This is a genomic window from Nakamurella sp., from assembly GCF_048594475.1.
Lineage (GTDB): Bacteria > Actinomycetota > Actinomycetes > Mycobacteriales > Nakamurellaceae > Nakamurella.
Window position 1 is genome coordinate 1 of sequence record NZ_JBMDXT010000199.1, and the last position, 12,373, is coordinate 12,373.

At 73.4% G+C, this 12,373-nt stretch carries 8 protein-coding genes, 1 tRNA gene and 1 pseudogene; 3 read left to right on the forward strand and 7 right to left on the reverse strand.

Annotated features, from left to right (window positions below; genetic code table 11):
* Positions 1–523, forward strand: a pseudogene (locus ACOJUF_RS09385) (hypothetical protein); the annotation flags it as partial.
* A 123-nt stretch (positions 524–646) separates the two neighbouring features.
* Here the strand turns inward: ACOJUF_RS09385 and ACOJUF_RS09390 are convergent.
* From ACOJUF_RS09390 to ACOJUF_RS09415, 6 genes are all read right to left on the reverse strand, one after another.
* The gene (locus ACOJUF_RS09390) at positions 647–2,560 is read right to left on the reverse strand and encodes an MDR family MFS transporter (protein WP_420121595.1); all 1,914 of its coding nucleotides are present in this window, start codon (positions 2,558–2,560) and stop codon (positions 647–649) included.
* On the reverse strand, positions 2,560–3,090 hold the full coding sequence (locus ACOJUF_RS09395) for a MarR family winged helix-turn-helix transcriptional regulator (RefSeq protein ID WP_420121596.1): 531 nt from the start codon (positions 3,088–3,090) through the stop codon (positions 2,560–2,562). The genes ACOJUF_RS09390 and ACOJUF_RS09395 overlap by 1 nt, the downstream gene beginning before the upstream one ends.
* 222 nt (positions 3,091–3,312) lie before the next feature.
* Positions 3,313–5,448, reverse strand: coding sequence for a YhgE/Pip family protein (locus tag ACOJUF_RS09400; protein WP_420121597.1), 2,136 nt, complete (start codon positions 5,446–5,448; stop codon positions 3,313–3,315).
* 3 nt (positions 5,449–5,451) lie between these two features.
* Positions 5,452–6,486 carry an ATP-binding cassette domain-containing protein gene (locus tag ACOJUF_RS09405; RefSeq protein ID WP_420121598.1) on the reverse strand — a complete coding sequence of 345 codons (1,035 nt, stop codon included), beginning with the start codon at positions 6,484–6,486 and terminating at the stop codon, positions 5,452–5,454.
* Positions 6,487–6,543: 57 nt separating this feature from the next.
* On the reverse strand, positions 6,544–8,694 hold the full coding sequence (locus ACOJUF_RS09410) for a YhgE/Pip family protein (RefSeq protein ID WP_420121599.1): 2,151 nt from the start codon (positions 8,692–8,694) through the stop codon (positions 6,544–6,546).
* Entirely contained in the window at positions 8,691–10,064 is a 1,374-nt protein-coding gene (locus tag ACOJUF_RS09415) for an ABC transporter ATP-binding protein (RefSeq protein ID WP_420121600.1), read from the reverse strand. The genes ACOJUF_RS09410 and ACOJUF_RS09415 overlap by 4 nt, the downstream gene beginning before the upstream one ends.
* Positions 10,065–10,155: 91 nt before the next feature.
* Here ACOJUF_RS09415 and ACOJUF_RS09420 point away from each other — a divergent pair.
* Both ACOJUF_RS09420 and ACOJUF_RS09425 read left to right on the forward strand, forming a co-directional pair.
* Positions 10,156–10,228 (forward strand) — tRNA-Lys (locus tag ACOJUF_RS09420).
* A 239-nt stretch (positions 10,229–10,467) separates the two neighbouring features.
* Positions 10,468–11,967, forward strand: coding sequence for a M1 family metallopeptidase (locus ACOJUF_RS09425; protein ID WP_420121601.1), 1,500 nt, complete (start codon positions 10,468–10,470; stop codon positions 11,965–11,967).
* A gap of 42 nt (positions 11,968–12,009) precedes the next feature.
* On the opposite strand, the gene ACOJUF_RS09430 is transcribed toward ACOJUF_RS09425, so the two are convergent.
* Positions 12,010–12,373: rhodanese-like domain-containing protein (locus ACOJUF_RS09430; protein ID WP_420121602.1), on the reverse strand; the 364-nt coding region annotated here is incomplete at its 5' end.

The following is a 12,373-nucleotide window of genomic DNA, read 5'->3' on the forward strand; positions in this document are numbered from 1 at the left end:
CCTGGGCGTGCTCATCGCCGGGGCGCTCGTCGCTCCCGAGTCGACCGCCGCGGGAACGACGGTGACGCCGGTGAGCCGGTCGGCCGAGCAGCGGTCGACGGCGGATCCGATCGTCCCGGGCACGGTGGTGTCCGTGCCGCCCACACGGGTCGTCGATTCCCGCATCGGTCTGCAACTGAGGGACCCGATCGAGCCGTTCGGCACCGGGATCGTGCGGGTCTCCGGATGCTGCGGCATTCCCGCCACCGGCTTCTTCTCCGTGGTCACGACCCTGCCCGCGAACGGGGTAGCGGCGGTCGTTCTGACCGTGACCGTCGTCGGACCCCGGGCCGCCGGCTACGCGACGGTCTGGCCGTCGGAAGCCTCCACACCCGGTACGTCGAACCTGAACTTCACGCCCGGACGGACCGTCGCCACCACCACGATCGTGCCGGTGGGGCCCGACGGACGGATTCAGGTGCTCAACGGCTCGGCCGGGTCCGCCGACGTGATCGTCGACGTCACCGGGTACACCCTGGGCTAGTGCCCGGGCCGGCGAAAGCGAGCCGAGCCGACGGGCGTTCTGGGATACGGCAGGGCCCCGCCGAGCACCGAACGGATGTCCGGTTCCCGACGGGGCCCTGGTGCAGTCGTCCCGACCGGTCGGTCAGCGCCCGTGCCGGCCGCTGCCGGCGCCGGCGGTCGCCCGGCTGATGATGTCGGCCGCCGGCACCAGCGTGTCGCCGCCGCCGTCGGCGCTGTGCCGACCACCCGGGCGACGGTCAACCCGCTCCCTGCCATTGACCTCGGACGACGGGGTCGCGTCCTGGGCGTCCACCTCACCACCCAGCGCCGCGTCCAGCGCGAGCGCCTCGGCCTCGGCCACCGGGTCCGCATGGCCCTCGGCGGCCTGCTCGGCCAGCCGCTCCTCCAGGGCGGACTGGGTCCGCAGCGGAAGCTCCTTCATGGTCAGCACCAGGACGAACGCGACCGCCATGATGATGCCGCCGATGATGTAGACGAGCTGGGTGGAGCCGACGTAACCCTCCTGGAACGGCCGGGCGATGGCCGGATCCAGCGTGTTCAGGAACGACGAGTCGCTGTTGAGCGAATCGCTGATCGAGGAGGCGGCGGCCGGATTGCTCTGCGCCTGGGCCAGGGCCAGCGCCACCCCGTGGCTCGGGCTGTTCGGGTCCTGCGCGGCCGCCTGGATCGCGGTCACGAACGACGGGTTGCCGGCCGCGGCCTGGAACGCCGACGAGATCTTGTCGGGCAGCGAGTTGAACAGCAGCGACAGGAACACCGCCACGCCCAGGGTGCCGCCCATCTGCCGGAAGAAGGTCGCGGACGAGGTGGCCACGCCCATGTCCTTGGCCGGCACCGTGTTCTGCACGGCGATCAGCAGGGTCTGCATGCACAGGCCCAGACCCAGACCGATCATGATGAAGTACAGGTCCAGCAGCGGGTACCCGGTGTCCACGTCGACCGTGAGCATCAGGAAGAACGACAGCGTCAGCAGCGCGGTGCCGATGACCGGGAAGATCTTGTAGCGGCCGGTGCGCATGGTCAGCTGGCCGGAGAGCACCGAGCCGCCCATGATGCCGATCATCATCGGGATCAGCAGCAGGCCGGACTCGGTCGGCGTGGCCCCCTTCACCAGCTGCAGGTACAGCGGCAGGGTGGACAGCGCGCCGAACATGCCCAGGCCGATGAGCACGTTGGCGACCATGCCGGTGGAGAACACCCGGCTGTTGAACAGCCGCATCGGGATCAGCGCCTCGTCCTTCATCCGGATCTCGATGAGGATGAAGGCGATCACGCCGACGATGCCGAGGGCGATCAGGCCGAGCACCGAGGCCGAGGTCCAGCCCCACTCGCGACCCTGCTCGGCCACGATCAGGATCGGCACCAGACCGATGATCAGCGCGGCGGCGCCCCACCAGTCGATCCGGTGGTCGTGCCGGATGTGCGGGATGTGCAGGGTGAACCAGACGATGAGCAGCGCGGCGATGCCGATCGGCACGTTGACCAGGAACACCCAGCGCCAGCCGGCGATGCCCAGGATGGTCTCGGCGCCGGCGAAGAAGCCGCCGACCAGCGGACCGATCACCGATGCGGTACCGAACACGGCCAGGAAGTAGCCCTGGTACTTGGCCCGCTCCCGCGGCGGCGCGATGTCGGCGAGGATGGCCAGGGCCATCGAGAACAGACCACCGGCGCCGAGGCCCTGCAGGGCCCGGAACGCGGCCAGCTCGTACATCGAGGTGGAGAAGGTACAGGCGATGGAGCCGATCACGAAGATGCTGATGGCGATCAGGAACATCGGCCGGCGGCCGTAGATGTCCGAGAGCTTGCCGTAGAGCGGCGTCGTGACCGTGGAGGTGATCAGGTAGGCGGTCGTCACCCACGCCTGGGCGGACAGCCCGTGCAGGTCATCGGCGATGACCCGGATCGAGGTGCTGACGATCGTCTGGTCGAGCGCGGCCAGCAGCATGCCGGCCATCAGGCCGAACAGGATCAGCCGGATCTGTTTGTGGGTCAGGGCCGGCGTGCTCGCCGGCGCCTCGATGGTGGTCGCCATCACTGGCCTTTCTGCGGTGGGGAGATGAGGGCGGCAATGACGTCGTCGCGGTGGGCGTCGATGCTGGCGACGTACTTGCGCAGGAGCCGGAGCAGGTCGGACCGGTCGTCGGGCGACCAGTCCCGGATGAGCGGGGCCATGGCCTCGGCCCGCCGCTGGGCGTATTCCTCGACCCGGGTGCGGCCCAGGTCGGTCGGCACGAGCAGGCAGGCCCGGCCGTCGGCCGGGTCGGCCTCGCGGACGACCAGGCCGGCCTTGACCAGGGAGGCGACCTGCCGGGACACCGTCGCGGGGTCGGCGCCGACCATGTCGGCCAGCGCGCTGGCCCGCAACGGCCCGGTGTGGGCCAGCTTGACCAGCAGGAACAAGGGGGAATGGTCGGCCTCGGGGCCGGTGGCCAGGCGCGCCTTGATGCCGTGCAGGTGCCGCATCAGGTCGACGACGGCGGCACCGATGGCGGCCGAGTCGGCCATCAGCGGGTCCGCCGGCGACCCGGCGGGCGAGGCCGGTGCGACGAGGGTTTCTGTCATGGGCGAGGGCTTTCGATCGGCGGCCGCGACCCGAACGGCCGTCGGCGACTTGCTTGCATGTCGTACGCATCTAGTTGTACGTAGCAAGCATCTACCTCATCGCTCATTTTGGCAAGCGAAAGATCTGGCTCGATTCAGGTGGCCTGTGCCACACCCCCCGGCCCACCCCGGCGCGCGGTCAGCGTCGCCGGGTGGGGCGGGGGTTCGGGCCGGGGGCCGGGCCTAGCCCAGGAGCGGGTGCAGGTCCCGGGACCGGAAGACCCGGCGCCGGTGAACCACCAGGACACACAGGCCGACGGCGACGACGGTGAAGCCGCCCAGCACGGCGACGTCCCGCCAGAGGTGGTCGGCCGGGCCACCGGTGAACGTGATGCGCAGCGCGTCGATCAGGTAGGTCATCGGGATGAAGTGGTGGATCGCCCGGAACGGGGCCGGGAGGGTCTCGACCGGGTACAGGCCGCCGGCGCTGGTGAGCTGCACCATCAGCAGCACCAGCGTGATCGCCGACCCGACCACCCCGAGCCAGGTCCGCAGCAGGTGGGCGATCGCGGTGAAGCAGGCGGCCGCCAGCAGCACGACGGCGAACGACCCGGCGACGTTGACCGGGTCCAGCCCCAGGCCGACCCAGGCGATGACCAGCAGCAGCAGCGAGCCGAGCATCGCCATCGACACCACCGGCAGCCAGCCGGCGATCGCGATCCGCGGGGACGATGCCCGGCCGGCCAGGGCCCGGGCCGAGATCGGCCGCATGACCAGGAACACCGAGATGCCGAACACCCAGATCGCGATGCCGAAGAAGAAGGGCGCCAGGCCCCGGCCGTAGAAGTCGGCCGGGTGGGCCACGTTCACCTGCACGTCGGCCGGCGAGGACAGCACCTGCTCGGCGTTGTCCCGCTGGTCGGCGGCCAGCACCGGGATCTTGGCCGCCCCGGCGGTCAGCTGGTCGGCCAGCTGCTTGGCTCCCTGGTCCAGGGTGGTCAACCCGGTCACCAGATCGGCCGAACCGGTCTGCGCCGAGGCCAGACCCTGGTCGAGCTGGCCCGCGCCGGTCTGCAGCTTGCCGATGCCCTCGTCGAGCTGGGTGGCGCCGGTCTGCAGCTGCCCGAGGCCGGAATCGAGGGTGGTCGCCCCGGTCAGCGCGTCACCGATGCCGGTGTTGAGCTGCGCCGCGCCCGCAGCGACCTGCGCCGACCCGTTGGCCAGATTGGTCAGATCGGTGCTGGCCTGGGTCAGATCGGCCGAGGCGTTCTGGTTGAGCTGGGTGAAGGCGGAGTTGATCTGGGCCGCCGCCTGCTGCGCGTCGGACGCCGCGCCGTTCAGGGCGGTGCCGGCGGTGCTCACCGCGGCCTGCAGGGCGGCCTTCTCCGGGCCGTCCGGCAGGGCGTCGACCGCGGCCTGGATGGCCGCCTGCTGGGTGGCGACGGTGCTGCCGAAGGCGTCGATCCTGGCCTTGGCGTCGTCGTTGGCCTGCTGCAGGTCGGGGATCGCCGCGCTCACCTTGGTCAGCACCGGAACGACCTGCCCGGCCAGCTTGGCGTTGCCGTCGCTGACCTGCTGGGCGCCGGTCACCAGCTGGCTCGACCCCTGCTGCGCCTGGGTCAGCCCGCCGACCAGCTGGCCGGAGCCGTCCTTGGCCGTGCCCAGCCCGGTGACCAGCTGGGACGATCCGGACTTGGCCTCGTCCAGACCGCTGACCAGCTGACCTGAGCCGTCCTTGAGCTGGGTGATCCCGCCGGCGAGCTGGGTGGCCCCGGCGAGTGCGCTGTCGGCCCCGGTGGCCAGCTGGGTCGCGCCGGTCGCCGCGTCGGTGACGTTCTGCTTGAGCGTGTCCAGGTTGGTGAACACCGTGTCGAAGTAGGCACTGATCGCGGCCCGGTTGATCGCCGCCTCCAGCCGCTGCTGGACGGTCGAGGTCATCAGGCCGATGACGTACCCGTTGACGTCGTCCCGGTTCATCACCACGATCGCGCGCCGCGGATCGTCGGTGGCACCGCTGACCAGGTTGGCCGAGAAATCGGCCGGAATGGTGATGGTGAGGTAGTACTCCCCGTCGGCCAGGCCGGCGGCCGCGGTGTCGGCGTCGACGAAGTGCCACTGGAAGATCGGGTCGCTCTCCAGCTCCGCGACCAGGCGGTTGCCCGCGTCGACCGGTTGCCCGTCCGGGCCGGTCACCGGCACGTCCTCATTGACGACGGCGACCGGGACCTGGTCGAGCTTGCCGTACGGGTCCCAGTTGGACCAGAGGTACAGCGCGCCGTACAGGGTCGGCACGAGCAGCAGGAACATCAGCGCGATGATCGGCAGCGGCCCCTTGAACCGGCGGAGTTCGTACCCGGCCAGCTTGACGGTCTTGATCATGCTTCAGGCCTCCGTGGACACGGCGGGATCGAAGGTCCAGGCCGGTCGGCCGGCCGGGGGCTGCAGTTCGACGATCGGATCGGCGCCGGGCACGGCGTCCCGGTCGGCCGCGGTCACGACGATGGCCGGCCCGGACGCGGCCAGCCGGGCCAGGGCCTGGGCCAGCGCGCGCCGGCCGGCCGGCGGGATGTCGCGGTCCAGGTCGTCGAGCACGATCACCGCTCCGGTCCGCACGGACGCCAGGGCCACGGCCAGCAGGGTGCCTCGCTCGCCCACCAGCCCTTCGGCCAGGGCCGACGGGTCGGGGGTGAACTGCAGGAGGGCGCAGGCCCGGTCGAACCGCCGGCGCCCCTCCGCCGGGTCGACGTCGTCGATCAGGCAGCGCTCGTCGACGGACTCGCGGACGGTCAGCGCCGGTTCGGGTCCGATGACGGCGGCGACGCGGGCCACGCTGGTCAGGTCACGGACGCCCGCGGGGTCGGCCGCGAGGTCGTGGCCGAGCACGGACAGCGTGCCGGCCGTCGGCCGCATCCGGCCGGCGAGGGTGAGCAGCAGGCTGGACCGGCCCGAGCCGGCCGGTCCGACGATGGCCGCCAGCGTGCCCGGCGCCACGGTCAGGTCCACGTCCCGGAAGACCCAGTCGGACTCCCCCATCAGACCCAGGCCCCCGGCGACCAGGGCCGGCGCCGGCGCGCCCGCCGGTACGGCCGGTGCGGCGGCCAGCGGATCCCCCGCCTCGCCGGCCGCCTCGGCGGTCGACTCGCCGGTCGGTGGGGCGACCGACGGGTCGCTCGGCGGAGCGGTCGGCGCGTCCTTCGGTGGGTCGGCCGGTGCGCCCGTCGGGTTGGTCGGGACCGCCCGGTCCCCCGGCCCGGCCCGATGGGCCCCCGATCCCGCCGTCCGATCCGGACGTCCGGGTGGGCCGGCCGGGCCTGCGGGCGGGCCGCTCGGGGCGGCGGCCGGGTCGGCCGGCGCCGCGGCGGGGCGGCGGTCGGGATCGGCCGGGGTGGCGTCGGGAGCGCCGGGATCGTCCGTCACGACGACCACCTTTCCCGATCGCGGCCGGGGCCGCCGCGCCGGGTCGGACCGCCGGCCTCAGCCCGCCATGGGTTGCAGATCGGACAGCCGCAGGGTGCGCCGCCGGTGCACGACCAGCACACTCAGGGCCAGCGCGACCACCGTGAATCCGGCGAGCACGCCGACGTCCACCCACAGCCGCTGGTAGACGCCGCCGGTGAAGCTGATCCGCAGGGCGTCGACCAGATAGGTCATCGGCAGGCCCCGCTCGATCACCTGGAACGGCGCCGGCGTGGTCGGCATCGGGTACAGCCCGCCCGACGCGGTGAACTGCACCATCAGCAGGACGAAGGCGATCGCCGTGCCCGCCGCTCCGAGCCAGGTCCGCAGCAGGTGGGTGATGGCGGTGAAGCAGGCGACGCCGAGTGCGATGACCCCGACCGCCGCCCCGGCGTTGACCGGGTCGAGGTGCAGGCCGAGCCAGGCGATGCCGAACAGCAGCAGGGACCCGACGATCCCGAGCAGCAGCGGCGGCAGCCAACCGGCGACCGCGATCCGCAGCGACGACGCCCGCGCCAGCAGGGCGCCGCCGGCGACCGGGCGCAGGAGCAGGAACACGGCCAGCGCGAACACCCAGATCGCCAGGCCGAAGGTGATCGGCGCCATGCCCCGCCCGTAGACCACGGCCGGGTTGTCGATCAGCACGGTCAGGTCGGCCGGGGAGGAGAGCACCTGCTCGGTGTCCGCCTGCTCGCCCGGCGCCAGGGTCGGGAAGCGCTCGGCGCTGTCGGACAGGCCGGTGGACAGCTCCCCGGCGGCGGCGTTGACCGTGGTCAGCGTGCTGACCAGGCCGGAGGCGTTGGTCTCGGCCGGCGTGAGGGTGTCGTCGGTGGTCTGGGCGGCGAGCTGCGCGGTGCCGATCGAGGAATCCAGGTCGGTGGCCTGCGAGGCGATGCCGTTCACCGCGCTGTCGACGGTGGCCGCGCTGCCCGAGGCGGACGAGACGTTGTCGTACAGGCCGGACATGCCCGAGGACACCGTGGCGGTGGTCGCGGCCAGACCGGTCAGCTCGCTGCCGGCGCCGGTCAGGTCGGCGGCGGCCCCGGTGACGGTCTGCGCGGACGAGTTGACCGCGACCGCCTGCGCCGCAGCCTGCGACGAGGACTGCCCGAGCTGGCTGTTCACCGTGTTCAGGCTCTGCATCGCGGTGGCCATCTTGGCCTGGTCCTGTGCCGACAGGGTGCCGACGACCCGGTTCAGCTCGGTGACGGTGGGGTTGAGCGACTGGGTGACCAGATCGGAGGTGTCCTGGGTGGCGGCCTCCACGTTGGCCGCCGACTGGCCCAGGGCCGGGGCGGCCGAGTTGATCGCCGAGACCGCCGGCCCGACGCTGCCGGCCAGCGAGCTGGCGCTGGAGGCGGCGCTGTCCGCCGAGGACGACAGGTTCGAGGCGGCGGTCGTGGCCGAGCCGAGCGCGGTCACCGCCGCCGCCGAGCCGGCCTTGGCGTCGCCGGCCGAGGTGACCAGGGCCGCCGAGGACGACTTGGCCGTGGCCAGGTCGCCGACCACCGCGCTGGAGCTCTGCTTGGCGGTGGAGACCGCGGTCGACAGGTCCGTGGCCTGGGTCAGCGCGGTCGCCGTGTCCGTCGCCAGCTTCGCGGCCGAGTCGGCCGCGGACCGGATGGCCGTGCGGATGGTGTCCAGGTTCGCGAAGACCGATTCGAGGTAGGCGCCGATCGCGGCCCGGTTGATCGCCGCTTCCAGCCGGGGCTGCGCGGACGCCACCAGCAGCTCGGTCAGGTACCCGGTGGCGTCGTTGAGCCGCAGGTTGACCGAGGCCCGCTGCGGCAGGTCGCCGGACCCGCTGACGAGGTTGGCGGAGAAGTCCGGCGGGATCTCGACGATCATGTAATAGGTGCCGTCGGCCAGCCCTTGCTCGGCCGTGTCCTGGTCGACGAAGTTCCAGGCGAAGATCGGGTCGGCGGCCAGTTCCCGCACCAGCCGGTCGCCGGCGGCCACCGTGGTGCCCTCCACCGGGGCCGGCTGGTCGAGGTTGACCACGGCCACCGGCACCTGGTCCCGCTTGCCGTAGGGATCCTCGTTGGACCACAGGTAGAGCCCGGCGAACACGGTCGGCACCAGCAGCACGAACAGCAGGCCCAGGATGGCCCACGGGCCCTTGAACCGCCGGAACTCGAAGCCGGCGAGCTTGACGGTCTTGATCATCATCGGTTCCGATTCGGCTCGTCGGTCGGCGGGGTCGGCGGTGGGGCGGCGTCGACGGCGTCCGGCGGCGCGTCGGAAGCGACCGCCGCATCCCCCGCCGGCGCGTCACCGGCCGGCGGCGGTGCGAAGCCCGCGACGTCGTCGGCCAGGCCGGGCTGCGGCGGCAGCACCGTGGTCGGCGCCTCGTCCGGCGGCGGCCCGTCACTCCCGGCGGGGCCGGCGGTCAGCTGGCCGGCGACCGGGCCGGCCGGCGCCGCGGGCAGCGGCGCGTTGCGGTCGAACTGCCAGACCGCGGCGCCCTCCGTCGGGGTCAGGTCCAGGACCACGTCGGCCTCCATCACCGGGATCCGGTCGGTGGTGGTGACGACGATGGTCGGACCGGTGCCGGCCAGCCGCAGCAGCGCGTCCAGCATGAGCTGCTGGGTGGCGCCGGAGACGCCCCGGTCCAGATCGTCGAGCATGATCACGGCGCTGACCCGGACGCAGGCCGCGGCGACGGCCAGCAGGGTGGCCTTGTCGCCGGACAGCGTGCCCACCGGGATCGCCGGGTCGAGCTGCAGCTGCAGGGCGTCGCAGGCGGCCGCGAACCGGGTCCGGCCCTCGGGCAGGCCGACGTCCTCGAGCAGGCAGCGCTGGGTGACGAACTCGCGCACCGTCAGCACCGGCTCGGGGACGGTTATCGCACCGACCCGGGCGATCGCGGTCAGCTGGCGCACCGCGGACGGCTTGTCCCGGTAGGAATGACCGGCCACGGACAGCGTGCCGGCCGTGGCCCGGAGCCGGCCGGACAGCGCGAGCAGCAGGCTCGACCGGCCGGTCCCGGAGGGGCCGACGACGGCCGCGACCGATGCGGCCCGCAGGGTCAGGTCGATGTTCTGGAACACCCACCCGCTCGGGCCGAGCAGCCCGAGCCCGGTGGCGACGAGCGCCGGCCCGGGCGGCGGCGGGGGCACGGGCGGGAGCTGGCCGGCCGGCGGTCCGGGGATGCCGGGCGCCGGAGCGGCACCGACCACGACCGGACCGTCGACCGGGTCCCCGGTCGGGCCGAGCTCGCGCATCGGCTGCGGACCGGCGGCCGGGTCGGCGCCGGGGCCGGCCGCGGGATCCGCGGCCGGCCAGGCCGGCCCGTAGGGCGCCGGAGCGCCCGCGCCCCAGGGCACGTCGGCGAACCCGCCGGTGTCCGGGCCCTGGGGCCGCGGATCGGAGGGATCGGTCCCGGGCCGGTCGACCGCCGACCACGCGTGGGTCGCGGGTCCCGGGTCCGGCAGCGCCCCGCGGGGGCCGGGATCGCGGCCCCCGTCCGGCCGGTCGCCCGCCCCGCCGCCCGTGCCGTCGTCCCGGCCGTCGACAGTCCCGTCTTCCGCGCCCACCATGCCCGTTGTCCCCTCGCCGTGGTGTCCGAAGACATCCAACCGAGCCGGTAGGCTCGCGTCGCGACCGACCCTTCCCGGACGCTGATCGCACGGGCCTCTAGCTCAACTGGCAGAGCAGCGGACTTTTAATCCGCGGGTTGTGGGTTCGATCCCCACGGGGCCCACCCGGTGGACCCGGCCCGACTCGCTGGGTCGAGTACCCGTCGACCTCCCGCGACGATAGAAGACGTTCCCGCCTTCCCCGCCCATTTGACGCCCGTGGCGGCGATCGGCCCTCGGCGGGTCACGAGCGCAGCGGGTGCGCGGCGGATCGCGTAGCGTCACAGATTCACCGCAGACACTCAGGGGGCGCACAGGAGGCGCGATGCGCGCAGGTCCCCGTCGGCTCGTCACACTCGCGTTGGTGACGGTCACGACGATCATCGGGGTCGTGCTGTCCGGGCCGGCCGCGGCCGATCCGTCGGCCCCGGCCGACCCCGATCGGGGTAGCCCCCGGTTCAGCGCCGGCGCCCCGGGCGCGGGCGACGCCTACTTCCCGTTCGCCGGCAACGGCGGCATCGATGTGCGGCACTACGACCTGTCGCTGCGGTACCAGCCGCCCGGCCCGGATCCCGCTCCCCTGGTCGGCCGGCTCGACGGGCGGGCGCGGATCACCCTGACCGCCACCCAGAATCTCGACCGCTTCAACCTGGACCTGCGCGGCCTGTCCGTGAGCGCGCTGACGATCGACGGGCGGCGGGCGCGCAAGGTGGACCCGCCGGCCGACCCGGCCGGGGCCGTCGGGCCGGCCCGGGGCGCGGCCTTCTGGCAGGTCCAGGACGACGCCGCCCGGGTCTGGGAGTTGACGGTCCGGCCGGAGCGCGGCATCCGCAAGGGTCAGCGGGTCACCCTCGTGGTGGAGTACGGCGGCGCGACCGGCCGGCCGACCGACATCGAGGACGCGCTGTACGGGTGGGTCACCACCCGCGACGGCGCGATGGTCGTCGGCGAGCCCGACGGCACGATGACCTGGATGCCGGTCAGCGACCACCCGACCGACAAGGCGACGTACACCTTCGCCATCACCGTCCCGCAGGGCAGGACGGCGGTCGCCAACGGCCTGCCGGCCCGGCCGCCGGTGACCCGCGACGGCTGGACGACCTGGTACTGGGCGGCCACCGACCCGCAGGCGAGCTACCTGGCCACCGCCGGGGTCGGCGACTTCGACCTCACCAGCAGCCGAACGGCGGGCGGTCTGCCGATCATCGACGCGGTCGACCGTGACCTGCCGGCGGCCGATCGGGCGACGACCGCCGCCAGCCTGGCCCGGCAGCCGGAGATGATCGACTTCTTCACGAGCCGGTTCGGCCGTTACCCGTTCCGGTCGTTCGGGTCCATCGTCGACGACGATTCGGTCGGCTACGCGCTGGAGACGCAGACCCGGCCCGTCTACTCGCGCCGGGCGAGCGAGGGCACGGTGGCCCACGAACTGGCCCACCAGTGGTTCGGGGACTCGGTCAGTCCGCACCGGTGGGCCGACATCTGGCTGAACGAGGGATGGGCGACCTACGCCACCTGGCTGTGGACCGAGCACCGCGGCGGGGCGACGGCCCGGGAGAGCTTCGACGAGGTCATGGCGATCCCGGCGACGGACGACTTCTGGTCCGTCGTCGTCGCCGACCCGCAGCCGCTCGGCCTGTTCAGCGACGCGGTCTACGACCGCGGGGCGGCCACCCTGTACGAGCTGCACGAGACGATCGGCGAGGACGCGTTCCTGGCCGGCACCCGGGCCTGGCTTCAGCGGTACCGCAACGGCGACGCCTCCACCGCCGATTTCGAGGCGGTCTTCGAGCGCGCGTCCGGCCGGGATCTGACGGGCTTCTTCGACACCTGGGTGCGCACGCCGGCCAAGCCGGCCGGCTGAGCGGACGCCCGGCGCCCGGTCCAGCCCGCCCGGTCGCGCCGGTCAGCTCCCGGCCGGCAGCAGCATTCGCCCGGACGCGCGCCAGGCCTGCATGCCGCCGTCGAGTTCGACGACGTCGGTGTAGCCCAGCGCGAGCAGCTCCCGGCCGGCGATCTCGCTCATGTTCCCGCTCATGCAGTAGATCGCCAACGGGGTGGCCCGGTCCGCCGGCAGCTCGCCGGCCCGGGCCGCCACCTGGTCGTAGGGCAGGTCGAGCGCGGTGCCCGGCAACGACCCCTCGTCGGGGACGTGCACGTTGATCAGCACCCGCCCGGCCGTCGCCGCCGCAACGGCGGCCGGATCCAGCCGCCGGACCCGGGCGGCCGAAGGCCCGCCCGTCGACGGTTCGGCCGTGGCCGGATGATCG

What these genes read in the sequence shown, in the direction of transcription:
- ACOJUF_RS09390 (WP_420121595.1), bottom strand. Translation starts at nt 2,560, where the DNA reads ATGGCGACCACCATCGAGGCGCCGGCGAGCACGCCGGCCCTGACCCAC.
- ACOJUF_RS09395 (WP_420121596.1), bottom strand. Translation starts at nt 3,090, where the DNA reads ATGACAGAAACCCTCGTCGCACCGGCCTCGCCCGCCGGGTCGCCGGCG.
- ACOJUF_RS09400 (WP_420121597.1), bottom strand. Translation starts at nt 5,448, where the DNA reads ATGATCAAGACCGTCAAGCTGGCCGGGTACGAACTCCGCCGGTTCAAG.
- ACOJUF_RS09410 (WP_420121599.1), bottom strand. Translation starts at nt 8,694, where the DNA reads ATGATGATCAAGACCGTCAAGCTCGCCGGCTTCGAGTTCCGGCGGTTC.
- ACOJUF_RS09415 (WP_420121600.1), bottom strand. Translation starts at nt 10,064, where the DNA reads ATGGTGGGCGCGGAAGACGGGACTGTCGACGGCCGGGACGACGGCACG.